At 76.4% G+C, this 23,363-nt stretch carries 26 protein-coding genes and 1 riboswitch; of the genes, 5 read left to right on the plus strand and 21 right to left on the minus strand.

The features are described from left to right. A complete protein-coding gene (locus tag ABZS80_RS07945; RefSeq protein ID WP_355055022.1) occupies positions 1–405 on the minus strand; it encodes a hypothetical protein in 405 nt (134 codons plus the stop codon). Positions 406–472: 67 nt separating this feature from the next. On the opposite strand from ABZS80_RS07945, the gene ABZS80_RS07950 reads away from it, so the two are divergent. Next, entirely contained in the window at positions 473–1,081 is a 609-nt protein-coding gene (locus tag ABZS80_RS07950; protein ID WP_355055023.1) for a bifunctional 4-hydroxy-2-oxoglutarate aldolase/2-dehydro-3-deoxy-phosphogluconate aldolase, read from the plus strand. Positions 1,082–1,086: 5 nt separating this feature from the next. On the opposite strand, the gene ABZS80_RS07955 is transcribed toward ABZS80_RS07950, so the two are convergent. The 17 genes from ABZS80_RS07955 to ABZS80_RS08035 all read right to left on the minus strand — a co-directional run bounded on the left by ABZS80_RS07955 (position 1,087) and on the right by ABZS80_RS08035 (position 16,759). Next, on the minus strand, positions 1,087–2,094 hold the full coding sequence (locus ABZS80_RS07955) for a LacI family DNA-binding transcriptional regulator (protein WP_355055024.1): 1,008 nt from the start codon (positions 2,092–2,094) through the stop codon (positions 1,087–1,089). Between the two features lie 83 nt (positions 2,095–2,177). Continuing rightward, complete coding sequence (locus ABZS80_RS07960; protein ID WP_355055025.1) at positions 2,178–2,948, minus strand: hypothetical protein; 771 nt, start codon at positions 2,946–2,948, stop codon at positions 2,178–2,180. A gap of 48 nt (positions 2,949–2,996) precedes the next feature. Beyond that, complete coding sequence (locus ABZS80_RS07965) at positions 2,997–3,473, minus strand: hypothetical protein (protein WP_355055026.1); 477 nt, start codon at positions 3,471–3,473, stop codon at positions 2,997–2,999. Next, positions 3,470–4,390: a hypothetical protein gene (locus ABZS80_RS07970; RefSeq protein ID WP_355055027.1), complete on the minus strand. Its 921-nt coding sequence runs from the start codon at positions 4,388–4,390 to the stop codon at positions 3,470–3,472. The genes ABZS80_RS07965 and ABZS80_RS07970 overlap by 4 nt, the downstream gene beginning before the upstream one ends. Continuing rightward, positions 4,387–5,127, minus strand: coding sequence for a phage tail protein (locus ABZS80_RS07975; RefSeq protein WP_355055028.1), 741 nt, complete (start codon positions 5,125–5,127; stop codon positions 4,387–4,389). Before ABZS80_RS07975 ends, ABZS80_RS07970 begins: the two co-directional genes overlap by 4 nt. Beyond that, positions 5,108–7,726 (minus strand): putative baseplate assembly protein, encoded by a 2,619-nt coding sequence (locus tag ABZS80_RS07980; RefSeq protein ID WP_355055029.1) that lies wholly within the window; start codon positions 7,724–7,726, stop codon positions 5,108–5,110. Before ABZS80_RS07980 ends, ABZS80_RS07975 begins: the two co-directional genes overlap by 20 nt. After that, positions 7,723–8,160 (minus strand): GPW/gp25 family protein, encoded by a 438-nt coding sequence (locus ABZS80_RS07985; protein WP_151465564.1) that lies wholly within the window; start codon positions 8,158–8,160, stop codon positions 7,723–7,725. The genes ABZS80_RS07980 and ABZS80_RS07985 overlap by 4 nt, the downstream gene beginning before the upstream one ends. Next, positions 8,157–8,495 carry a hypothetical protein gene (locus tag ABZS80_RS07990; protein WP_262285643.1) on the minus strand — a complete coding sequence of 113 codons (339 nt, stop codon included), beginning with the start codon at positions 8,493–8,495 and terminating at the stop codon, positions 8,157–8,159. The genes ABZS80_RS07985 and ABZS80_RS07990 overlap by 4 nt, the downstream gene beginning before the upstream one ends. Then, a complete protein-coding gene (locus ABZS80_RS07995) occupies positions 8,495–10,066 on the minus strand; it encodes a phage baseplate assembly protein V (RefSeq protein ID WP_355055030.1) in 1,572 nt (523 codons plus the stop codon). Before ABZS80_RS07995 ends, ABZS80_RS07990 begins: the two co-directional genes overlap by 1 nt. Before the next feature lie 55 nt (positions 10,067–10,121). Beyond that, the gene (locus ABZS80_RS08000; protein ID WP_355055031.1) at positions 10,122–10,883 is read right to left on the minus strand and encodes a hypothetical protein; all 762 of its coding nucleotides are present in this window, start codon (positions 10,881–10,883) and stop codon (positions 10,122–10,124) included. Beyond that, a complete protein-coding gene (locus ABZS80_RS08005; RefSeq protein ID WP_355055032.1) occupies positions 10,883–11,182 on the minus strand; it encodes a hypothetical protein in 300 nt (99 codons plus the stop codon). The genes ABZS80_RS08000 and ABZS80_RS08005 overlap by 1 nt, the downstream gene beginning before the upstream one ends. 1,336 nt (positions 11,183–12,518) lie before the next feature. Continuing rightward, positions 12,519–13,001, minus strand: coding sequence for a phage tail protein (locus tag ABZS80_RS08010; protein WP_151465722.1), 483 nt, complete (start codon positions 12,999–13,001; stop codon positions 12,519–12,521). A gap of 1 nt (position 13,002) precedes the next feature. Next, positions 13,003–14,217 carry a phage tail sheath subtilisin-like domain-containing protein gene (locus ABZS80_RS08015; RefSeq protein WP_355055033.1) on the minus strand — a complete coding sequence of 405 codons (1,215 nt, stop codon included), beginning with the start codon at positions 14,215–14,217 and terminating at the stop codon, positions 13,003–13,005. 17 nt (positions 14,218–14,234) lie between these two features. Continuing rightward, a complete protein-coding gene (locus tag ABZS80_RS08020) occupies positions 14,235–14,915 on the minus strand; it encodes a carboxypeptidase-like regulatory domain-containing protein (RefSeq protein WP_355055034.1) in 681 nt (226 codons plus the stop codon). Further along, the gene (locus tag ABZS80_RS08025) at positions 14,912–15,520 is read right to left on the minus strand and encodes a glycine zipper family protein (RefSeq protein ID WP_355055035.1); all 609 of its coding nucleotides are present in this window, start codon (positions 15,518–15,520) and stop codon (positions 14,912–14,914) included. The genes ABZS80_RS08020 and ABZS80_RS08025 overlap by 4 nt, the downstream gene beginning before the upstream one ends. A gap of 13 nt (positions 15,521–15,533) precedes the next feature. Then, positions 15,534–15,878, minus strand: a complete 345-nt coding sequence (locus ABZS80_RS08030; RefSeq protein WP_355055036.1) for a hypothetical protein — start codon at positions 15,876–15,878, stop codon at positions 15,534–15,536. 107 nt (positions 15,879–15,985) lie between these two features. After that, positions 15,986–16,759: a DUF3153 domain-containing protein gene (locus ABZS80_RS08035; RefSeq protein WP_355055037.1), complete on the minus strand. Its 774-nt coding sequence runs from the start codon at positions 16,757–16,759 to the stop codon at positions 15,986–15,988. A 474-nt stretch (positions 16,760–17,233) separates the two neighbouring features. Here ABZS80_RS08035 and ABZS80_RS08040 point away from each other — a divergent pair, with 474 nt between their 5' ends. Continuing rightward, complete coding sequence (locus tag ABZS80_RS08040) at positions 17,234–18,412, plus strand: FUSC family protein (RefSeq protein WP_355055038.1); 1,179 nt, start codon at positions 17,234–17,236, stop codon at positions 18,410–18,412. 6 nt (positions 18,413–18,418) lie between these two features. Here the strand turns inward: ABZS80_RS08040 and ABZS80_RS08045 are convergent, their stop codons facing one another. Both ABZS80_RS08045 and ABZS80_RS08050 read right to left on the minus strand, forming a co-directional pair. Next, positions 18,419–19,114, minus strand: a complete 696-nt coding sequence (locus tag ABZS80_RS08045; RefSeq protein WP_355055039.1) for a phospholipase — start codon at positions 19,112–19,114, stop codon at positions 18,419–18,421. Between the two features lie 68 nt (positions 19,115–19,182). Further along, a complete protein-coding gene (locus tag ABZS80_RS08050; protein WP_355055040.1) occupies positions 19,183–20,172 on the minus strand; it encodes a LacI family DNA-binding transcriptional regulator in 990 nt (329 codons plus the stop codon). 145 nt (positions 20,173–20,317) lie between these two features. On the opposite strand from ABZS80_RS08050, the gene ABZS80_RS08055 reads away from it, so the two are divergent. Further along, positions 20,318–21,535 carry an MFS transporter gene (locus ABZS80_RS08055; RefSeq protein WP_355055041.1) on the plus strand — a complete coding sequence of 406 codons (1,218 nt, stop codon included), beginning with the start codon at positions 20,318–20,320 and terminating at the stop codon, positions 21,533–21,535. Between the two features lie 116 nt (positions 21,536–21,651). Then, positions 21,652–21,984, plus strand: coding sequence for a hypothetical protein (locus ABZS80_RS08060; RefSeq protein ID WP_355055042.1), 333 nt, complete (start codon positions 21,652–21,654; stop codon positions 21,982–21,984). Between the two features lie 7 nt (positions 21,985–21,991). Here the strand turns inward: ABZS80_RS08060 and ABZS80_RS08065 are convergent, their stop codons facing one another. After that, positions 21,992–22,699, minus strand: coding sequence for an MBL fold metallo-hydrolase (locus tag ABZS80_RS08065; protein ID WP_355055043.1), 708 nt, complete (start codon positions 22,697–22,699; stop codon positions 21,992–21,994). A 307-nt stretch (positions 22,700–23,006) separates the two neighbouring features. Further along, positions 23,007–23,136: riboswitch (cobalamin riboswitch) on the plus strand. Between the two features lie 45 nt (positions 23,137–23,181). Here ABZS80_RS08065 and ABZS80_RS08070 point away from each other — a divergent pair. Continuing rightward, positions 23,182–23,316 carry a hypothetical protein gene (locus ABZS80_RS08070; RefSeq protein ID WP_355055044.1) on the plus strand — a complete coding sequence of 45 codons (135 nt, stop codon included), beginning with the start codon at positions 23,182–23,184 and terminating at the stop codon, positions 23,314–23,316. Positions 23,317–23,363 lie beyond the last annotated feature (47 nt).

A 23,363-nucleotide genomic window follows, 5' to 3' on the forward strand; every position in this document is an offset into this window, starting at 1 on the left:
TCAGCCGCTGATCTTCCCGGTGCCGGCCCCCGCGGTCACCGTGGCCTTCACGGTGCTCGCCGCGTCGAGCGTGTACGCGTACGGGATGGCGGCCACGCTGCCGGCGGTCTGCGGCGCCCCGGAGTTGACGTAGAGGTTGCTCCGTTCGACCAGGTTGCCCGTCGGCGAGGAGCCCTCGCCGACGTGCGTCGGGTCGGTCAGGTTCTCGAAGGAGTTGCCCTCGACGAGCACCCCGGCCCCGCAGGTGGTGGCGATGCCGTAGCGGCTCGGGTCGACCCGCCCCCACACCGCCGGGTCGTACGCGGCCAGGTAGCCGTCCAGCGTGTACCCGGGGTCGGCCAGGTCGGCGCAGTCGAGGAGGGTGCCGTCGGGCCGCTCTCGTGCCGCCGGACCCCGCCGCTCCACCGTCGCGGGCGCCCGATCATGCCGGAAGGGTGCAGAATGCGGGCGGCCACGGTGGAGGGAGCGGACGATGAGCGGGCACGACTTCGAGCCGATCTTCGGGCCCGCGCGGGTCATGGTGATCCTGCGCGACCTGCCGCCCGACGAGACCGCCCGGCTCGCCGAGCGGGCCTGGGACCTCGACATCGATGTCGTCGAGGTGCCGATCCGCACCCCCGACGCGGTCCTCGCGCTGCGCGCCGCCGTGGCGGCCGGCCGGCGGCGGGACCGCCTGGTCGGCGCCGGCGCGGTCCGCACCCCCGCCCAGGTCCGGCAGGCCGCCGGCGCGGGGGCCGCGTTCACCGTGGCCCCCGGGCTGGACCTCGCGATCGCCGACGCGGCGGTCAGCTACGGCATCCCGCACCTGGCCGGGGTGGCCACCCCCACCGAGGCGCTGCGGGCGCTCGACCACGGCCTGGTCTGGTTGAAGGCGTTCCCCGCGGTGAGCCTCGGGCCGGCCTGGTTCCGGGCCGTCGCCGGGCCGCTGCCCGAGGCGCGGTTCGTGGCCACCGGCGGCATCGACGCCGACAACGCGGGCGACTTCCTGGCCGCCGGGGCGCGGGTGGTGGCGGTCGGGTCGGCGCTGTCCGACCCGCGGCAGATCCCCCGCCTCGCGGCCCTCGCCGCCGGTCAGGGCTGAGCCGGTCAGGCCGGGGTGGGGCCGAGGCTGTCCCGGTGGACCAGCTCGGCGGGGAGGGTCTCCACCCGGTCGCGGCCGCCGGGCGCGTCCAGCGCCAGGGTCATGGCCCGGGCGCCCAGCTCGGCCAGCGGCAGCCGGATCGTGGTCAGCGCCGGAGTCACGTCGGCGGCGATCGGCATGTCGTCGAAGCCGACCACCGAGACCTCCGCCGGCACCCGCACGCCGCGGGCGCGCAGCAGGTTGAGCGCGCCGACGGCCATCGAGTCGTTCATGGCCACGATCGCGGTCAGCCCGGGCGCGGCGTCCAGCAGCTCGGCCGCGGCCCGGGACCCGCCGTCGCGGGTGAAGTCCGCGTACCGGATCCGCGCCTCCGGCAGCGCCTCGCCCAGGCCGGCGGCCAGCCCGGCGAGCCGGTCGCTCGTCGTGGTGAGGACGCGCGGGCCGGCCAGCACGCCGACCGACCGGTGGCCGAGCCGGCGCAGCTCCGCGCCGAGCAGGCGGCCGCCCTCCTCGTTGGCCGGCAGCACGGCGTCGCCCCGGTGCCGGTGCCGGCCGATCACCGCGACCCGCCCGCCGGTCGCCGCGTACGCGGCGAGCCGCTCGTCGAGCAGGGTGTTGACCGTGGGGTCGTGGTAGCCGGAGCCGGCCAGCACGATGGCGGCGACCTGCTGGGCGCGGAGCAGGTCCACGTACTCCACCTCCCGCTCCGGGTCGCGGTAGCTGTTGCAGATGATGACGAGCCGCCCCCGCTCGGTGGCGACCCGTTGCAGCCCCCGGGTCACCTCGGCGAAGTACGGGTCGGAGACGTCGTGCACCAGCACGCCGACCACGCTGCGCTGCGGCCGGGCCAGCAACTGGGCGTGCGCGTTCGGCACGTACCGCAGCTCGGCCACCGCCTTCAGCACCCGCGCGCGCAGCTCGTCGGCGACCGGCTTGCTGCTGCCGTTGATGACCCGCGACGCGGTCGCGGGGGAGACGCCCGCCCGGCGGGCGACATCGGCCAACGTCGCCATGCGCACCCCCTCGCACACCCGGTGGCCGAGAGGCTACCGCAGCGCCGCCGGGAAAGGCGTGCCCCGATCGGCGGAGGCGGCGCTCACCGGGCGCGCGCGGTGGGGCGGGAGGTGGTCGCGGTCGTGCGGACGGCCTTGACGATGGCGGGGATCGAACCGATCAGCAGGACCAGCCCCCAGATCAGCGCGACCACGGCGAACACCACGGCGCCCAGGTCGTCGGTGATGCTGACCAGGATCCCCGGCACGAGCTGGTGCAGGAACTCCAGCACCACCGTGCACAGCAGGGTGGTCAGCGCCAGCAGCACGAGGCCCTTGTTCTGCAGGAAGCGCGGCTGGGCGAGCAGCAGCAGCGCCGCCCAGACCAGCTTGAGCAGCAGCACCAGGCCGAGCAGCACGGCCGCGTCGCCGACCGGGAAGAACCCCCACACCGCCAGGTACGCCAGCGTGCCGAACGGCGCGGCCAGGAACAGCGACACCATCACGGTCAGCTCGACGAACGCGACGATCAGCAGGACCAGCGACGCGAGCAGCAGCAGGATCGAGAAGACGAGGGTGGCCACGCCCTGCACCCGGCCCTGGATCCGGTCCGGCACCACGAGGCTCAGGCTGAACAGCCCGGTGGTCCACAGCGCCACCACGTCGATGAGCGCCAGGTGGCCGGTGCCCCGGCCGGACGGCTCCGTCACCGTGCCGACCTCACCCAGGTCGACGCCGAGCTGCCCGGCGCTGTCCCGCAGCGCGCCGCCGGCGTCCCCGCCGCCGGTGAGCGCCGCCGCGCCCAGCTCCAGCCCCACGACCAGCGCGATGGCGAGCAGCGCCAGCAGCAGGAACGGTTTGCGCAGGTCACCCATGGCACGCCTCCCCACCGGCCGGTGCCGGCCGGCCCGGCCCGCGTCCGGTCAGGACCGGGCGACGGTGACCACGCATCCGCCACCTCCCGGGCATCGCAGGGCGACCTCGGTCTCCCCGTCCACCGCCACCTTCGCCACCGCCGTGCCGTCGTCGCCGGGCGTCACCTCGTCGGTCACCGTGACGTCGGCGTCGCCCGGCGCCGGGGCGCTCACCACGAACGGCGCCCCGCTGCGCAGCACCAGGCTGCGCAGGCCGCCCGGGTCGGCCACCCGCAGCCGGCAGGCGATGCCGAAGCCGACCACCACGCCCTCGGCGGACGGGCTCGGGTCGGCGGCCGGCGGCACGCACGCCACGGTCACCGTCGCCGGGTCCACCGTGCCGGCGTCCCCGCCGAACCGGGCCAGCCAGCCGGGCCCGGCGGCCGGGTCGCCCCGGTCGTGCCGGCCACCACCCACCGCCACCACGTAGAGCACCACGAGCAGCCCGGCGAGGGCCGCCAGCAGCACCTTCTGCCGCCCGCTCACGGCTGGAGGAGCTGGGTGAACCGGATCTGGTCGACCCCGGCGAAGTACCGGTCGGTGCCCTGCGTCCGGCTCACCGCCACCAGGGTCAGCTTGTGCGGGCCCCGGGTCAGTTCCACGGTGCCCACGTCCACGAAGTCGGTGCGCACCACCGTCGGGGTGAAGCCGAAGAAGGTGTCGCCGACCTGCCGGCCGTCCACCAGCCAGATGGTGTTCGCGTAGTCGAACGAGGTGGTGCGCACGGTGGACAGGCGCCAGGTGCCGTCGGCGGGCAGGTCCACCGAGACGGTCACCCGGTCGCCCACGGCCCGGCCCTGGAAGAAGAGCTGGGCGTCGCCGGACCAGACCACTTCGCAGCAGTTCGGCTGGGCCTCCACCCGCGCGGCCGCCGCCGTGGTCGACTGCACCGCCGCCCCGGAGACCAGGGTCTCCGCCTCGACGGTCACCACCAGGGCCCGCGGCGGGGGCGGCGGGTCCCCACCGCGGGTCACCAGCCAGACCACCACGCCGGCCACCACGAGCACCAGCGCCGCCGCGGCGGCCAGCCACGGCCACGGCGCGCGCTTCGGGGGTACGACCGCCCGCACGTCGTACGTCACCCGGCCGCTGGACCGGGAACTCTCCTCGGGCGCGGTGTTCGCCGAGTACGCGAACCCGGTCATGTCGTAGCGCCGGGGCGGGGTGCCGGGCGGCACGGCGAGCCGGACCAGGAACGACACCGAGCCCTGCCCGGGCACCACCCGCTGCGGCTCGGCCACGGTGAACCAGCCGCGCTGGCTGCCCTCGCCGGGCGCGACGTCGAAGACCACGGTGTCCGGCGCCTCGCCCGGGTTGGAGACGGTGAAGGTCAGCTCGCCGCAGTTGCGGGGGTCCAGGGTGAACTGCTCGGCGGCGGCGACGACGGCCCATTCGGTGGTCATGGCGGCTCCTCTGACGGCTGCTCGTGGGGTGCGGGGGACGGCACGCGGGCCCGGCCGACCGCGGGGACCGACGCCACCCCGGTGGCCGCACCCTCCGGTCCGTGGGCGTCGGCGTCGGCGGCTGGCGACTCCGGCCCGTCGGCGTCGGGCGTGGGCGGCTCCGGGTCGGGGCCGGGCGGCTCCGGTCCGTCGGCGTCGGGCGTGGGCGGGGCCGGGTCGGCGGGTCCGGGGGGCGGGTCGGTGGTGACCTCGACGGTGACCGCGGCCGGCTTCTCGGCCTCGACGATGCGGGTGACCAGGGCGAGCCGGTCGGCGGCGGCCGGCGGCACCCGGACCACCACGTGGAACGGCCGGTCGGCCGGCTCCTCCAGCAGGAACCCGGTCACCCCGGTGGCCAGTTCCAGCGCCGTGCGCATCCCGTACGGGGTGCCCCGCCACCGGGCCAGCAGCGCGCCGTGCGCGACCAGGTCCCGCAGCCGACCCACCGGCAGCGGCAGCGGCGCGTCCGCCCGGGGCGCGGCGACCACGTGGTCCATGGCCACCCACCGGGTCAGGTACGCCACGAACCCGTCCGGCGTTCGGTACGGCGCGAACAGCGCGTCCACGTCGGCGAGCACCGCCTCGTCGGGGGCGTGCAGCGCCTCCATGACGTCCAGCAGCGCGCCCAGCACGCTGCCCGGGCCGGCGGCCCGCTGGTACGCGGCCGGCAGCAGCCGCTCAATCGCCGCTCGGCGCATCCTGCCGCACCACCTCGATGTCGTGCTCTCCGGAGCAGAGCAGCCAGGTGCCGGGAACGGTGACCACGTCGGCGGTGGCCTGGTTGGCGCTGGCCGTCCAGTCCTCCGCGTCCCCGCTGCGGTACACGCCGCGCTCGCCGCCGGCCAGGACCAGCCGGGCGGCCCCACCCCCGCCCGCGGGTGCGATGGCGGCGATCGCGTCGACCGGGACGAACCGGGTCCGGTCGCGCAACGGCAGCCCGCAGTTCACCGACACGGGCTGCCACTGCGGCTGCGCGGCCAGGGTGTCCAGCCGGACCACTCCGCCGCTCTGCGTGGCGGCCAGCGCCAGGGTGCCGCTGAACGCCAGGTCCCGGCAGGTGCCGCCGATCCAGCCGCTCGCCACCGACTGCCACTTCACGTCGGACTCGAACAGGCGGGTGCGGTGGCAGCCCTGCCCGGGCTTCTTCGGGTCCGGCTCGCCCGCGCCGCTCCACAGCAGGGTGGCCGGGCCGTCGTACTGCACGGCGAGCACCCGGTTGTCCACGTTGGCCAGGCCGACGTGCGCGAAGGTGCCGGGGCGGCCCGCCGCGGTGGACAGGTAGACGCCGAAGCCGGCCTGCGCGGCCACCGCCACACCCGGCGCGCCGCGCTCGGAGACGAACGACCGGACCGCGTAGAAGCCGCGGTCGGCGTCGGCCGGGTCGACCAGGATCTGCAACGGCACCGCGCCGGGCAGCAGGGACACCTCGTACAGGCCCGCGTCGGTGGCCAGCAGCAGCGCCCCGGCGCCGTCCCGGTCGATCCAGGCCAGGTCCCGCACCCCGGAGTCCAGGTCGGTCAGCAGCGTCCAGGTCTCGCCCAGGTCGGTGCTCAGCCGGACCCGGGAGCCGCCCGCGTCCCGCGCGGTCACCACGGCCACCGAACCGGCGCGGGGCACCACGCCGGGGCGGGCCGGGGCGGGCGCGGGCACCACCCGGACCACGCTCTCGCCGTCGAACCGGCCGGCCGGCTCCCAACCGGCGCCCGCGTCGGTGGAGCGGAACAGCACCGGGCCGCGCCCGGCGTACCACGTGCCCGGCTGGTACTGGTCGACGGCCACGGTCCGCACCTGCGCGTCCGGCGCCTCGTCGACCACGAACCGGACCGACTCGACGTAGCGCACGCCCGGCTCGGCGTGCTCCAGCATCCGGTACACGTTGGAGGCCCGCAGCGGCTCGCCGAACGCCCAGCCGGCCGGGTTGAGCGGGGTGGGCAGCGGGCTGAGCGTCTGGTGCAGCCGGTCGTGGATGCGCCGCCGCACCGCGTCCACGTCCTCCTCCCGGCGGACCACCACCCGGGCCCGGACGGAGACCGCCTTGTACCGCGCCCAGCCGGCCCGCACCGCCGTGCCGAGCGCGCGGCGCCGCTCCAGGTCGGCCTCCACGCGGCGGCGGGCCTCCTCGACCTCGTGCTCCCGCAGCACCGCCACCGGCAGCCGGCCGCCCGGGCGGGCCTGCTCCGGCACGTACGGCACCAGCACCACCTCGACCTCGCCTGGGCGGGCGAAGCTGTAGACCGCCGCCCGGGTGAACGCCCGGGCCCGGGCCACCGCGCCGGAACCGGCGGCCAGGATCTCGTAGTCCCGGGCGGTCACCGCGCGCTGCTGGGCGAAGAACTCGTACGGGCCGCGCGCCAGGGCCGACTCCATCGACTCCAGGTCCCGCCCGCCGGCGGCCGGCGCCGGGTTGTCCACCCTCAGCCCGGGCAGCGGGTCTCGCAGGCTGGTCAGCGTCCCGGCCGCCACGTTGCCGGCCGGCCCGCCGCCGCACCGGTACCAGAGCCGGACCTGCCGCCCGGCCGGCGGCACCGCCGCCACCGGGCCGGGCGCCCCCTCGACACCCGGCCCGGCCCCGTCCGCCGGCCGCAGGTCCAGCGCGGGGGCGAAGGTGACCACGCCGGAGGCGCGGTCGACCAGGTAGACCTTGGCCTGCGGGCCGACGCCGGCGAAGCTGTCCACCGGACGCCAGATCTCGTACGTGCGGCCCTCGTGCTCCCGGGCGGCCGCGCCCAGCTCCACCGACCCGGTGGGCACCTCCACGCCGAGCAGCAGGTCCAGCGCCTCGGTGGTCCGGGCCAGCGGCGCCCGGGCCGCCCGGAACACCTGACCGGCCTGCCCGGTGCCGGTGCCCAGCAGCTCGGCCTCGACCGGCTCGCAGTGGTGCACGCGTACCGTCACCCCGGTCTCGCCCGCGGGCAGCACGGCCGGCTCGGTGGTCACGAAGACGACCGGCCGCGGGTCGGCGCCGCGGGCGGCGGCGACCCGGGTGCCGGCCGGGACGCGGACCGCGCCGCGGTCCGCGCCGGTCCGGGTGAAACGGACGTCCGCCCAGGCGGCGGCCGGCGGGTGCCGGGTCACCCCGAGCAGGTTGAGGAAGGACACGTACGCCTTCTCCGGCAACTGGTTCAGCCGGTAGATCATCACCTCGGTGAGGTAGGCGAACGCCTCCAGCAGCGCCATCCCCGGGTCGTGCGCGGAGAGGTCCGTCCAGTCCGGGCAGGACCGGCGGATCCGTTCCCGCGCCTCGGTGACCAGGTCGAGGAAGGCGCGATCGTCCAGGTGCGGCACGGGCAGCGTCATGCGGGACCCTCCTCGCCGGGCTCGTCGTCGACGGGCAGCAGGTCGACGGAGAAGACCAGCTGGCCGGGGGAGAGGCTGGCCCGCACCCGGTAGTCGAGCCGGATCACCAGCCGCCACGGGTCGTCCGGGTCGGGCCCGGCGTCCACGTCGAGCACCTCGACCCGGGGCTCCCAGCGCCGGATCGCCTGCCGCACGTAGTGGATGGCCAGCCCCGCCGTGGTGTCGTCGTTGGGTGCGAAGACGAGCCGGTGCAGCCGGGACCCGTACCCGGGGCGCATCAGCCGCTCGCCCGGCGTGGTGGACAGCAGGAGGAACAGCGCCTGGCGTACCGTCTCGTCGCCCTCGGTCATGGCCAGGCCGCCGGCGGCGGTCAGCGCGAGACCGCCGGTGCGACCCGCGTCGAAGCCGGCGCCGACGAACCGGAAGGCCCTCATGCGTCCGCCCCCAGGAACGTCTGCCGCGGGTCGCGGACGGTGTGGTGGACCAGCCCGGGCGGGGTGCCGTCGGTCAGCCCGTCCAGGTGCGACAGCACCACACGGTGGCCGTCCACCCGCAACCAGGCGCTGTAGCCGACCGTCACCTTCAGCGTCTTCGCGCAGGGCTTGATGGTCGGGCCATAGTTGGGGCAGGCCGTGATGTCCCGCCCCTCCGGGTCGGCCTCGACCAGCACCGGCACGCCCCGCACCGTCACCCACCGCTGCGAGGGGCGGTTGGCCACCCGCCCGTCGTGGTCGCAGGTGATCAGCGAGTCGCGGTGGATCCAGCGCATCAGCCACCTCCGTGGGCGCGGGCGAGGGTACGGGCCTGGGCGGCGGCGGTCTCGGCGTCCTCGGCCGCCTCCGCGCGCAGGAAGTCGACGGTGCGGGCGCGCACCACCATGGCCCGGCCCGGCGCCGAGAGCACCAGGTCGCCGGCCGCGTGCACGGTGGTCAGCTCGGGGCGCAGCTCGACGAAGCTGCCGCCGTCGGTGGCCAGGCGCAGGGTGCGCCCGTCGTCGTCGATGACGATCGACTGCCCGGTGCCGGTCCGCATCGACCACCGCCGGGAGCGCCCGGACACGATCCCCGCGTCGTACGGCTCGACCGCGCCGAACAGCGAGCCGAGCACCACGCCCGACGCGGGCTCGCCGCCGGGCAGCGCCACGAGCACGGTGTCCTCCGGGTCGGGCAGCGCCACGATGCCCTTGCCCCGCCCCGCGCCCGGGCAGACCACCGCGAGCCAGCCGGCGTCCAGGTCCCCGTATGCCGGCAGGGTCACCCGGGCCCGGCCCAGCCTCTCCGGGTCGTCCACGTCGGTGACCGTGCCGAGGGTGACCGTCGCCGCCACGGGGGCGGCGGCCGGCGGCGGCCCGGGCGGGACGGTCGAGAAGCGGGTCAGGTGCCCGTTCCCGTCGAGCGTGTGCACCACCTCGGTGAGCACGTACACGCCGGCGACCGGCTCGGGGACGCCGGCCAGGGCGATCCGCCGGCCGGGGCGCAGCGCCGGGTCGCCCTCGGCCGTGCCGTCGGCCGTGACCAGCGCCGCGACCCGGGCGTCCAGCCCGGCCTGGGCCAGGGCGGCCAGCTCGTCGTCGCTGCGGCCGGGCTGGTCGACGGCCGTGCGCACCCCGTCCGCGCCCACCCCGCCCGGGTCCGGGCGCAGCGGGATGCGCCGGCCGGACCGGGCCTCACCGGCCTCCTGCCGCAACGGCTCGGCGCGCTGCGGGTGCCAGCCCAGCGCGGCGCACCCGCCGCCGGCCCGGTCCAGGTTCTCCGCGATCCGCAGCGCGTGCACATTCGCGCCGAGGGTCAGCGGGACCGGATCGCCGTAACCGTCCAGGGTCAGCAGGCGCAGCCGGTCACCCTCCACGGTCAGGTGCAGGCCGGCCCGGCCGGCCACCTCGCGCAGCAGCTCCAGGTCGGTGTGCCGGTGCTGGAGCAGCCGGTCCAGGCGCGGCCCGTCCTCGTCGGCGTCGACGCTGAGCCCCAGGTCGGCGCAGAGCGCCCCGGCCAGCTCGGCGGCGGTCACCGACTCGAACACCCGCAGCTCCTGCCGCTTGCGCAGCCGGTGCAGCGGGTCGTACGCCCGGACCCGCAGCAGCGCCGCGCCGTCGCCGGCGTACTCCACCTCGACGCCGGTCACCTCGCCGGTGAACAGGGCGTCGGGCTGGCCGTCCAGGCGCAGGTCGAGGGCGGCGCCGGGGCGTACCGGGGGGTCGAGGGCGGCGGCGCCCGGCGCGGTGGCCAGGGTGAGCTCGCACTGGGTCGGCTGGTTGAGGCGGGCGGCGACCCGCACGCCGCGCAGCCGGCGGGGGTCGGCCAGCGGGGTCCCGTCGATCGTGACGGCGGCGGCTCGGGTCACGGCGCACCTCCCGTCCCGGTGCGGACGTCGGCGGTCGGCGCGGTGGCGGCTCGGGTCACGGCGCACCTCCCGTCCCGGCGCTGCTGTCGGCGGGCGGCGGCGCGGTGGCGGTGGCAGGCACGGCCAGGGCGGTGCCCGCGGGAACGGTCAGCGGGTCGCTGATCCGGTTGTGCTCGGCGAGCAGCCGCCAGCGCAGGGGTGAGCCGAGCGCGTCGTGGGCGAGCAGGTCGAAGCGGACCCCGGACCAGCCCGGCTCGGCCGCCCCATCGGCGGCGGCGACCACGGCCGACCCGGGCGGCACGGTCGGTGTGCTCGCCGCGGCCAGCTCCTCCTCGAAGCCCGCCTGGGCCGCCTCGGCGGTCTCGGCCACCCGGACCAGCTTGAGCCGCAGCCAGGAGCGGCGCGGGGTGCCGGTGAGGGTGAACGCGTCGAAGCGTTCCGCGATGGCCACGATGACGCCGGGCACGTTCCAGGTCTTGCCCCAGACCAGCCGGACCAGCGGGGGCCGCAGCCAGCCGTGCTCGGTCGCGGAGTTCTCGGCCAGCATCCACAGTGGGCGGGTGAGCGCGCGGACGTCCTCGGGGCGTGCCGGGGACTCCACGAAGTCGGTGTCGAACAGCAGGTCCAGCACCAGCTCGGTCCGCCCGCCGCCGGTGAAGACGAGCGGGTCGTCGGCGAGGCCGGCCCCGGTTAGCTGGCCGTCCGGTGCGCCCCGGGGGCGTACGCCGGCCAGCCGGGTCACCTGCACGGTCTCCGGGTTGAGCAGGCAGTCCACCCGGGTGCCGGACTCGTCCACGAGGAAGGCGACGCGCTCCATCAGTCACCCGCCTGTTCCCGGTCGAGCCGGGCCAGCCGGTCGGCGTCCCCTGCCGTGACGGTGGGCGCCCACAGCTCCCGGTCGTCGGGCAGCGCGGGCCACGGGTCCCACCGCGGCACGCCATCGACCCCGTCGCGGGTCGCGCCGTCGGTCCTGCCGCCGGTGCCGCCGCTCCCGGCCTGCTCGCCGGCCTCCGCCGGCAGGGCCGGCCACGGTCCGGCAGCCGCCCCGGTCCAGTCCGGACGATCGGGCGTCGACCGCCCCGCCCAGCCGTCTCCGTTCGGGCGCGCGGGTGCCATCGGATCCGGGTGCGTTTGTGGTCGTCTCAGCGACAACAGGTGCACCCGGAGGTCGTCGGCACGGGCCGTCGCCGTCCGGGCGATGTCCCATCCCGGTGCGCCGGCCGGCGGTCCGGGCCGCGCACGACCCGGGGCCGCGCCGGCGAGCGGGACGGCGGTCGCGGCTGGGTCGGCGGCGGGTGCCTGGTGGACCGGCACGGTGCGACCGGCCATTGCCCGTCCGGCCCCGCTGCCCGCGACGGTGTCCCGCCCCCGCCGGTCGTGGCCGGGCACTCGGGGTGAGGACTCCCACGAGGCCCTGGACCGGCCGAGCGACGACCCGGCTGGACCGGCCGTCGGGCCGAGCGACGATCCCGGTGGGCCGCTCGTCCAGCCGGGCGGCGATCCCGGTGGGCGGCTCGTCGGGCCGGGCGGCGAGCCGGGTGGGCGGCTCGTCCCGCCGGGGAACCATCCCGGTGGCGCATCGGACCCGCCGGGCGACCAGGGCGCCCCCACGGCCGGGCGGAACGGCGGGACGACCGCGCCGTCCGACCTCTCACCAGGGCGGGTGTCGTCGGACGACGAAACCTTCGGCAGCCCGGCGACCGATCCGCGCGCGGCCCCGGTCGCGGCCGACTCCCACCGAAGGTCGAACGGGCTGCGGGCAACCTCCGCGCTGCCCGACGTCCATCCGCCGCCCGCGCCGCCGCCCGACGGTGCGCGCCCCGCGATCCCGTCTTCCGCGCTGGGCGGGTACGGGAACGAGCCGCCGGGATCGGCGAGATCACGCGGGTCGGAGCGCCGGTAACCGACCCGCCGGGCCAGACGGCGCCAACCATGCAGGCCGGGCCAGACCGCCCGGAGCCGGCGAGGACCGACCGGCGGGCGGAAGCGACCGGAAACGCCGCCCGCTGCCATGCCGACCGTCCCCCCAGCGAATCCGACCGTCCCACCAGCCCGTACCGGCCACCAGCCCGGGCCCGGAACCGACGGCCGCAGCGGCAGCCCGATCCCGCGTCCGTTCCCGACCCCGAGGCCACCCCCCTCCACGCCGCCCTGACGGCGCCCGCCGCGTCCCCCCGCCCCCGCCTCGTCGATCAAGAAGTTTGCGTCGGCGGAGGCCTCGGATCCGACCCAAACCTCTTGATCAACACGGGGAGCAGGGGGGACAGGGGGTGTGGTGGGGAGGTCGTGGAGGAGGCCGGGGGCGTGGGTGGCGACCAGGCGGAGCCAGTGCTCGGGGGGCTCGCCGGGGCGGCGCGGGGTGGGCTCCTCGGGAGGCCGGGCGCGCGCAGGTGGGGCGGCGGGTGGGGTGGTGAGGCGGTCGGCGGTGGCCCGGAGCAGGCGGGCCAGCCGGTCACGCGGGTGTCGGGGCGGCGGCACTGCCGGACTCCAGTTCCAGCCCCTCGTACGCCAGGGTCAGCGCCTCGATGGCGATCTCCTGGGACAGGGTGTTCAAATGCGCGCCCCGCCACCGGGTGGGCCACGCGTTGATCATGTTCCAGCGCAGCACCTCGGCGGTGCCGGCCGGGTCGAGCAGCACCACGGAGACGTTGCGCCGGCTCACCGTGCCCTTGGCCGCCGCGTTCACCCAGTCCCACAGCTCGCGCGACGCGGTGAGGCCGAAGTGGAGGGTGACCGGGGCGTACTCGACCTGGCCGGGGACCGCCCGGATCCGCTCGTTGCCGGCCTCCCGGTACGCCAGCGACGGTATGGCCACCTCGAAGCCGCTGACCTCGGTGAAGTGCCCGTTGGTGATGCCGTTGATGAGCAGCTTGAAGTGGTACGCGCGGTAGGGGTCGACGGGCGCGCCCGGCTGCGGGGTGGCCGTGGTGGGCATGTCAGCCTCCGATCGTCTCGGTCTCGGTGCCGCCGGCCCACTGGCTCAGCTTGAACACCACGAACTCCGCGGGCTTGACCACCGCGATGCCGATGTGCGCCACCACCATCCCGGCGTCGCGCACGTCGGCCGGGTTGGTCTCCTCGTCGCACTTGACGAAGAACGCCTCCTCGGGCGTGCGGCCGAGCAGCGCGCCGTCCCGCCACACCCGGGTGAGGAACGCGCCGATGTCCCGCCGGATCGAGCGCCACAGGGTGTAGTCGTTCGGCTCGAACACCATCCACCGGGTGCCGCCCGCGATGGCCAACTCGATGGCGATGGAGAGCCGCCGCACGTTCAGGTAGCGCCACTCGCTGGCCTCGGCGGCGAGCGTGCGGGCGCCCCAGAGCCGGATGCCCTCGCCGGAGAAGAAGCGGATCACGTTGACGCCCTTGGGGTTGAGCACGTCGTGCTCGGGGCGGGTGACCCGGTACGCCAGGTCGACCGCGCCGCGCACCGGCTCGTTGGCCGGCGCCTTGTGCACGCCGCGCAGGGCGTCGGTGCGGGCCCAGATGCCGGCCACGTGCCCGCTCGGCGGGGTGAGGACGAGCTCCCCGCTGAGCGGGTCGCGGACCCGGATCCACGGGAAGTAGTAGGTGGCGTAGTCGGACTGCCGGGGCCGGTCGCCGCCCGGCGGGTCGTCGTCGGGCTTCGGCGTACCGTCGGCGGGTTTGCCGGACGACTTGGGTGGCGTGGCGACGCGGGTGAGCCGGGAGATGTCGGCGACGTCGGGCGGCGGGTCGCAGATGGCGACCATGGTGCGCAGCCGCTCGGCGGTGCTGATGAGCGCCTCGTGCGAGACCGGGTCGTGGTAGCCGGGCGCGGCCAGGATGGAGATCTCGTCGATGGCCTCCAGCAGTTGCAGGCCGCCGCGCTTCCCGCCGGTGCCGGTGAGCTGGCCGCCCTCGCCGACGTTGACCACCCAGCAGCGGGTCCCGCCGTTGTCGAGGAAGCCGAAGACCGCGCGGGCCAGGGGCGTGCTCTCCAGGTGCTCGCCGTCGGCGTAGAGCCGGAGGAACTCCGACCAGCTGTTGACGGCGAGGGCCTCGTTGACGTGGGCGGTGCGGTTCGGCGTGAGCCCCACGAAGGCGGCGGTGCTCGTGCCGACCGGGCCGATCGGGCGGGCTCCGCTGGGCACCTCCTCGACGTAGATGCCGGGGGAGAAGTAGGTGGGCATCGGTCCTCCTTGAGGAGTCAGTCGGGGGTGCAGACGACGACGTGGTCTCCGTCGGCGGGGTCCAGCTCGGCGGTGTGGGTGCGGCCCCGGCCGATCAGCCGGATCCGCACCGGCCGGTCCGGGGCGTCGGGGTCGTGGGGGACGCCGACCAGCCGGAAGCGGCCGGCCGCGTCGGTCTCGGTGGCCTGGGCGGTGCCGACCAGCTCGACCCGCATGGCGGCGAGCGGCTGGCGTTCCGGCCCGACCACCCGGCCGTCGACGGTGCGCATGTCGAGCTGCCGCAGCCGCAGCGGCTGCCGCACGGGCGGCGCGGACGGCGCCGGCCGGTCGATGCGTGCCGGCACGTCGAGCAGCAGCGCGGGCCGGGGCGGCACGCCGAGGGCCCGCCAGAGCGCCGGGTCCCCGGCGGCCAGCACCACCTCGGGCTGGCCGGCCGCGGTGGCGGCGGCCAGCACCCGGTCCAGCGCCGGCAGCGCCGCCGGCCCGCCGCCGCTGACCAGCAGCCGGACCACGAACCGGTACGGCTCGCGCGTCCCGCCGCCGGCCGCGGTCTGCCGGGCCGGTCGCAGCTCCAGGGGCCAGACGGTGAGGCCGCCGTCGGGGTCGTCGCGGGGCGGGCCGACCGGGACGGGGTCACCCGCCGTCCCGGTCAGCCAGGCCGCGAGGTCCGCGACGGCCGCCTCGATCGCGCCGGTCATCGGGGCGGCGTCCCCTGGATCCGGTACGCGATGGCCTCGTTCCAGACGTGCGGGTAGACGCCGATCTCGAAGTAGCGGGTGAAGCGGTTGATCGGCGCGTTGCTGTGGTCGTGCCAGAGCAGCCACACCGGGGCGATGGTGAACAGCACGTAGTTGAGCGCGACCAGCGGCAGGTAGAGCGGGCCGAGCAGCCGCGCCTGGAGGATGTGCACGTCCTCGTGCCGCTGGATGCCGGTGCTGGAGCCGGCGCAGACGGTGCCGATGGTGGTGGCGTAGCGGGGCGAGACGCCCTCGACCACGTTGACCCGCCCGCTGCCCTGCGACACCACCCGGTCGAGCTGGTGCCCGAAGACCAGGTGCAGGGCCAGGTAGAGCGCGCCGGCGACGGTGTTGAGCAGGCTCCAGGTGTGGTCGACCACGAAGAGGAAGATGCCCTTCGGGTCGAGGCCGTAGGTGCCGGCGGAGGCGACCGCCCACCCGAACGGCGCGCCGACGAGCAGCCCGACGACCGCGCCGATCAGCAGACCGATGGTGCCGCCCGCCGTCCCGCCGAGGGCGGCGCCCAGGACGATGTGGACGGCGGCGCTGATGATGCCGAGGACCATGGGGTCACCTCTCTCAGACCCAGGAGCGGATGTAGCGGGGCTCGCGGCCCTGCGCGAGCTGGGTCGGCGACGCGTTCGTCGCCTGCCGGTTGCCGGGCGGCAGCTGGTTGATGCCGAGGGCGGCGGAGAAGATGACCAGCCCGTTGAAGAACGCGATGATCCACTTTTCCGATCCCGCGTCCTCGGCGAAGGCGGCGGTCAGGTACGACAGGACGAGCGCGAAGCCCAGGGCGATCCACTTGCGCGCCTTGTCGCCGCTCGGGCCGAGGAGGCCGCCGATGACGTTGGTGGCGAGCAGGGTGGCGGCGCTCGCGCCCGTGAGGCTGCCGAGGGCGGCCCAGGTGAAGAGATCGTTCACGGCGATCCCCCTCTTCGGTTGGTGCGGTGGTGCGGTCGGGGTGGGTGGTGCGGCGGCCCCGGCTGGTGCGGTTCCGGGTACCGCCCGGGTGGCGGCGCCGCGCCCGTTCAGGCCGGCCGGTCGGCCGGGGGAGTGGGCGCGGGGGTGGGAGTGGCCGGGGCCGCGGCGACCGGGGCGCGCGGGCGGCGGAGCAGGAGGGCGACGACCACGGCGACCAGCAGCAGCACGACCACCCCGCCGACGACCAGCAGCCAGGGGAACCCGCCGCCGGCGGCAGGTTCCGCGCCGGTGACCGAGGGTCGTGGCGGTGCCTCCGCCTCGGCGACCAGTTCGGCGGGCTTGACCTGGTTGCTGGTGAGCTTCCAGCTGACCGAGCGGCCGATGATCGTGCCGTTCGCGCTGAGCACCCGACCGGGGAAGCTCACCGATATCTCGATCGACATCAGCCTGATGTACGCCCGGACCGTTTCCAGATCTTGTTCGGGTATTTTTCCGGCGTAACTCTCCGGGCTCAGCGGAAATGAGAAGCGATAGCGGTCGCCGACGCGGATCAATTTCACGCTGTCGCTGGTGAACTGTGACAATGGCTTCTTCCGATACGTGACCTGCACGCCGTAGAACTTGGCGCCCTCGTAGCGGCTCTCGTTCCCGGCGGGAAGAGTGGGCAGCTGCCGTCGCATGTCGACGAAGGCGGTATGGACGTCCGGGTTCTGCCCTTCGAGCAAGGCCCTGTCGGCGGTGACCAGGAGTTGGCCGGTGACCGTGTCGTCGGGGTCCACGGTCAGCCCCAGGTTGAGCTGCATGCAGCCGCTCAGTGCCGCCACCAGGGCGAGACACACCGCGAGGCGGAATGCCCTGCTGCGGCCGAGTCTCGTATTCATGGACACAGTGTGTGTGATCGCCGTCACGTGCCGCAGTCAGCGATCAGTCACACGCTTGTCGCCGATCTTACCGGCCCGCTCTCCCATTCGGCCGACCCGGAGAACGCGCGCGATCGATATTCTGGAGGATTGTGCGCGCGCAATTTCTCAGGCCGGCGGGCGCCAGTCGGCGTACCGGGCCGCGCCGCGCAGCGCCGCCCTCGCCGGGGTCAGCCGGAGCACCCCGTCGCGCAGGGCGACCGCCGCGGGGTGGCGCAGGCGCCGGGGCGCTCAGTGCGCCGCCGCCCGGCACCCCCGCCAGCCGGGAGGACCTGCGGGCCGGGTGCGTACCCTGCTGAGGGCGTTCACCGGAGCCTGACCCGGCCGGGCCGCCCCCGGCCGTGACCGCCGACACCGGCGCACGGTGGCGCGCACCGCTGCCGACCGGCCGGACCAGGCCGCAGGATGGGTGGGCGGGCGACAGGAAGGCAGGCCATGGCGGGGTGGAAGGTGGTCCGGCTGCTCCGGCTCGGCGCGTCCGACGCCACGCCGCGACCCGGAGCGGCCGTCCGGGAGGCGGCCGGGCGGTTGCGGCGCGGCTGGCTGCCGGTGGTGGAGACCACCCTGGCGGCCACCGTGGCGTGGATCCTCGCCACCCGGCTGGTCGGCCACACGCAGCCGTTCTTCGCCCCGGCCGCCGCGCTGATCGTGCTCGGCCAGGCCCGCGGCCAGCGGATGCGCCGGGCCGTCGAGGTGGTGCTCGGTGTCGCGGCCGGCGTGCTCGTCGCCGACCTGGTGGTGCAGGCGCTCGGCCCCCGCACGACCTGGACCGTGCTCACCGTCATCCTGCTCACCGTCGCCCTGGCCGTGGCCGTCGGCGCCAGCTCGGTCACCGTGGTGCAGGCGGCCGTCTCCGCGCTCTACCTGGTGGTGGTCTCCCCGCCGACCGAGTCGCTGGTCCCGTTCCGGTTCGTCGACGCGCTGATCGGCGGCGCGGTGGCCGTGGTGGCCAGCCAGCTCGTCGACGCCCGCCGGCCGCTCGCCCCACTGGTCGGCGAGTTCCGGCAGACCTTCGCCGAGCTGGCCGCGGTGCTCGACGAGATCGCCGACGCGCTCGACCGGGGCGACGACGCGGCGGCGCTGGCCGCGCTGGAGCGGGCCCGGCACGCCGACGCCGGGGTGGAGCGCCTGCGCGGCGCGGTGCGGGCCGCCGGCGAGGCGCTGCGGCTCAACGTGCGCCGCCGCCGGCACCTGGGCCGGCTGCGCTCGGTGGGGAGCTCCATCCGGCAGATCGACTACGCGGTCCGCAACGTCCGGGTGCTGGCCCGCGCCGCCGTCACCCTGACCCGGGGCCCGGCGCCGGTCCCCGCCGAGCTGGGCGGCGCCGTGCGGACCCTCGGCGAGGCGGTGCGCTCGGCCGGCGACGCGCTGGCCGCCGACCTGAACGGGCAGGACGGCATCGCCGACGCCCACGCCGAGCGGGTCGAGGTCGCCGCCTTGGAGGCGGTCCGGGCCGCCGGCCGGCTCTTCACCCCCGGCGAGACCCTGCCGCTCGCCATGATCATCGGACAGGTGAGGGCCACCGCCATCGACCTGCTGCGGGGCGTCGGCGGCGACGACGACGCCACCGTGCTCGCCCGGGTCGACGCGGCCGTCACCGGGCCGGGGCACTGACCCGGCTCACCCCACCAGCCAGTCCACCGCCCGCCGCCGGATCTCCGCCGGCACCTCGTGGCCGCCCGCGAACTCGGCGTACTCGGCCGGGTAGCCGAGCGTGTGCAGGCGGGGCACCAGCCGCCGGCTGCACACGTCGACCGGCAGCACCCGGTCGTCGGTGCCGTGCGAGACGAACACCCGGGGCCTGCCGTGGGTGACCAGCGGCGCGGCGAAGCCGGGAGAGAAGGCCAGCACCGCGTCGACCAGGTCGCCGTTGGTCAGGCCCAGGGAGAGGGCGTACGAGGCCCCGTCGGAGAAGCCGCCCACGGTCACCCCGGCCACCGGGTACGCGCGGAGCGCCGCGGCCAGCAGCGCGTCGATCCGGGCCACGTCCGGGCCGTACCCCTCGGCGATGAGGTCCCAGGTGCTGGCGACCGCCTGCGGGGCGAGCAGCAGCAGCCGGTGCGCGTCGGCCAGCGGCAGCAGCAGGTCGAGGCCCTGCCGGGCCGAGCCGCCCGCACCGTGCAGCAGCAGCACCAGCCGGTACGGTCCCGCCCCGCCGGCCGGCACGTGACGCAGCGCGGGCGGCCCGCCGGCCGGGTCGGGGACCTCGGCCGGACCCGTCGGGCCGGGCGCGGTCACGGTGGCGGGGCGGGCGGTCAGCCGGCCGTGCCGGTATCCCTCGTCGGGCTGCCGGTGCGGCGGCGCGGGTTCGGTCACCTCGCCCCCCTGTCGTCGGTCGGGTCGGGCGGCGGATACCCGGCTGCCGGCCGCTCAACCACCGACGCTCAGGCGCTCTCGCGCGCCACCAGGGTCGAGGGGAACGCGGTCACCGGCGGCACGGGTCGGCCGTCGAGGACCGCCGTCGCGGCAGCCGTGGCGATCCGGGCCACCGGGTGGGTGGCCGTGGTCAGCGCCGGGCTGCTCACCGCCGCGTACGGGATGTCGTCGAACCCGGCCACCGCCACGTCGTGCGGGACCCCGATCCCGCGCCCGCGCAGCGCGGCGATCGCGCCCAGCGCCGTGGCGTCGCTGGCCGCGTAGATCGCGTCGGTGTCCGGCCAACTGGTCAGCGCCTCCAGCGCCGCCCGGCCGCCCCGCGCGGCCGTGAAGTCGCCGGTGACCAGCCGCACCGGCAGCCCGGCCGCCCGCATCAGCCGCTGGTACGCGGTCACCGACCGCTCGGCGCAGCTCAGCCAGCGCGGGCCGGTGACCATGGCGATCCGGCGGCGACCGCCGGCGTGCAGGTGGCGCAGCACGGCGTCGGCGCCGGCGGCGTTGTCGACGTCGAAGGAGAGGACGGCGGGCGAGCCCGTGCCGATCGAGACGACCCGCCCGCGCAGCCCGGCGGGCACCGCGTCGAGCACCGGCGCCGTGGTGTTGACCAGCAGCACCCCGCAGACGCTCCGGTCGCCGCCGAGCCGGCGCAGCCCGGCCGGGGCGCCCAGCGGCAGCCACTCCAGGGCCACACCCACCCCGTGCGGGGCGCACACCCGGGCCGCCGCGCTGACCAGCCGGTCCACGTACGGGTCGTCCAGGACTGTGGCGTCGGTGCCGGAGACCGCCACGACGAGGCGTACGCCGGCGCCCCGGACCAGCGCGCGGGCCGTGGTGTTCGGCACGTAGCCGAGCCGGTCGGCGGCGGCACCCACCCGGTCCCGGGCGTCCACCGAGGCGAACCCGTAGCCACCGAGCACCCGGGACGCGGTGGCTCGGGACACCCCGGCCGCGCGGGCCACGTCGTCGAGGGTCGCGGGGCGGGTGGTGGGCGTCTCCATGTCTGGTCCTCCCCGTGCTGGCCGTTCTGTCGGCATCATGCCCGGTCGGTGCCGGCCGGGGTAAGGGGTGGGAGCGTTTGTGGTGGTAGCGCTCTCAGGTGTGCGATGGTCGTCGGACGACCCTGCGGGAGAGGACGACACCACGGTGAGCAGCACCATCGACGCGCCGGCCGACGCCGGCGCCGCGACCCCGCGGGCGGTCCTGGCCGCCCGCACCGGCGTGGCGGTCGTGTTCGCCCTCAACGGGCTGGCGGTGGCCACCTGGTTCGCCCGCGTGCCCGCGATCCGCGAGTCGCTGGGGCTCAGCGCCGGGCGGCTCGGCCTGCTGCTGCTGGCCATGTCGGCCGGCGCGCTGGTGGCCATGTCCACCGCCGGCCTGGTCACGCTGCGGCTCGGCCCGGCCCGCACCGTGGCGGCCTCGACCGTCCTGGTCGCGCTCGGCCTGACCGTCGCCGGCCTCTCCGCCAGCCTGGGCGGCTCGCTGGTCGGCGTGGTGGTCGGGCTCTTCGCCGTGGGGTACGGCTCCGGCACCTGCGACGTGGCCATGAACGTCGAGGGCGCGGCCGTGGAGAAGCGGCTCGGCCGGACGATCATGCCCCGGTTCCACGCCGCCTGGAGCCTCGGCTCGGTCGCCGGGGCCGGGCTGGGCGCCGGCGCGGCCCGGCTGGGCGTGCCGGTCGGCTGGCACCTGCCCGTGATCGCCGTGCTGGTCCTGGCCGGCACCCTCCTGGGCGTCCGGGCCTTCCTGCCCGCGCCGGTCGAGCCGGCCGGCCCGGTCGAGCCGGCCGCGCACCGGCGCGCGCTGCTGGCCACCTGGCGGGAGCCGCGCACCCTGCTCATCGGCCTGTTCGTGCTGGTGATGGCGTTCACCGAGGGCAGCGCGAACGACTGGCTGGCGGTGGCGTTCGTCGACGGGTACGGGGTGAGCGAGGCGGCCGGCGCCGCCGTCTTCGGGGTGTTCGTGGTCGGCATGACCCTCGGCCGGACCGCCGGCACCGTGGCGATCGACCGGTGGGGCCGGGTGCCGGTGCTGTTCGGCACGATCGCGCTGGCCGTCACCGGGGCCACGTGCGCCGTGCTGGCCGGCTCCGGGCCGCTCGCCGTGGTCGGGGTGGCGCTGTGGGGCGTCGGGGCGTCGCTCGGCTTCCCGGTCGGGATGAGCGCCGCCGCCGACGACGAGGACCGGGCGCCGACGCGGGTCAGCGTCGTCGCCATGATCGGCTACACCGCCTTCCTCGCCGGCCCGCCGCTGCTCGGCTTCCTCGGTGACCACCTGGGCATCCTTGACGCCCTCGGCCTGGTCCCGCTGCTCCTGCTGCCGACCCTCGCCCTGGTCCCGATCCTGCGCCCGCCGGCCCGTTGACCGGCAGTCCGCCCACAGCCGCCCGCCGACCGGCTCAACGGACTCCCACCCGGCTCGCAGCCCGTTCCCAGGTACGGGTGCTGCACTGGATGGAACGCCGAGGAGAGGAGGCGGGCATGGGCTGGTTCAGCCGACGGGCCGCCGACCCGACGACCCCGACGAAGCTCGACCGGGAGGCGAACCGGGACGACCTGACCGCGCTGGAGGCGTTCGTGACCAGCCGGCGCGGGGTGGAGTTCTACCTGGAGCCGGAGACCACGGCCACGGACACGACCGTGGTGGCCGTCGCCCACGACGGTGAGTGGATCCGCCGCCGCGTCGGCACGCCCCGGGCCGCCGGGAAGATCGCCCAGAAGCACGCGGTCCCGCTCTACGAGGCCGGCCGCACCGGCTACCCGGAGCGGATGCGCGCCTGGAACCGGGCCCACCCGGAGCGGCGCGCCCGCTGACCCCGGCTCAGCCGCCGGCCAGCGCGGCGCGCGCCTCGGCCAGCCGCAGCGGTTCCTCGTGGGCCGAGACGTACCAGGCGAGGTCGTCGTCGAGCAGGCTTGCCGCGAGGGCCAGGTCGGGCCCGTCCTCGGGCGTTCGCAGGTGCGCGGGCGGCGGGTACCAGCAGTCGCCGAGCAGCAGCACCCCGGAGTCCGGCACCCGCACCACCGCGGAGTCCGGCGCGTGCCGGCCGCCCACGTGCCGGACCACCACGCCGGTGGGCAGGGTCAGCCCGTCGGCGAAGGTGCGGGTGGGCGGGAGCACGGCGAAGCCGTCCCAGGAGTCGACCGCCAGGGCCCGGGCGCGGAAGCTGTGCCCGAGGCGGGGGTTCTCACGGACCTGCTCGCGCAGGTAGCGGTGGCTCCACGGCCGGGACGCCTCGGCGCGCAGCAGGGCCACCGCCGACTCGTGCCCGACGATCTCCACCTCCGGCCAGGCGCAGGCGCCCCAGACGTGGTCCCAGTGGTGGTGGGTGTAGACCAGCCAGCGCGGCGCCGGCAGCCCGGCCGACGCCAGCGCGGCCCGGACCTCGCGGGCGTGGGCGGGGCTCTGGCCCGCGTCGACGATCACACTTCCGCGCTCGTCGGCGACCACCGCCACGGTCGGGCGGACCGCGAGCGGGTCGGGATCGCCGGGGAACAACCAGACCCGGCCGTCGAGGTGTCGCAGCGTCACCCGCAATTCCTCCCCGCTCTGTGGCAGGCCATCACAGCCGACCGCGATGCTATCCGCCGGCTGCCGCTCCGGGTGGCCCCGGCTGCGAAGACGCCGATCGTCCAGGTGCGAGCGACGGCGGCCGGGAATGGCCGCCACGGGACGCCGGAATGCGCGCATTCCCATCGACATACGCCATTGCCATCGAGGTGACGGGCGTGGGGTCCGAATCGACCGCTGCGGATGCCGTGGGCCGGGCGGAGGGCCGGGGACCCGGCGTTGACCCGCGCTGGGCGGCTGTGGCAGCATTCGCGGCCTGACGGCAGTGAAGGAAGCCGGTGCGATTCCGGCGCGGTCCCGCCACTGTCACCGGGGAGCGATCCCCCCTCGTGAGTCACGGCCGTGCGTGCGCGGTTGGAAGGCCGGGGGAGAGCGTCGATCCGGAAGCCAGGATACTTCGGCCGTCGGAGAGCCCCAGGGCGTGGACACCCGAGGAGGACCCGATGCACGGCCTTTCCGCCATCGACGACGATCGTCGTTCCCGGCCGGCGCGCACCGACGCGCCGCTGACCGCTCACCCCACCGCCCCGCAGGCCGCCGTGCCGCGCGCCGGGCGGGCCCGCGCCGTCCGCCGCTGACCGCCCCGCCGGGTTCCGCACCCGGCCGGGCGCCCCTGCCGACCTTG

The organism is Micromonospora sp. NPDC005305, from assembly GCF_040607315.1.
Classification (GTDB): domain Bacteria; phylum Actinomycetota; class Actinomycetes; order Mycobacteriales; family Micromonosporaceae; genus Micromonospora.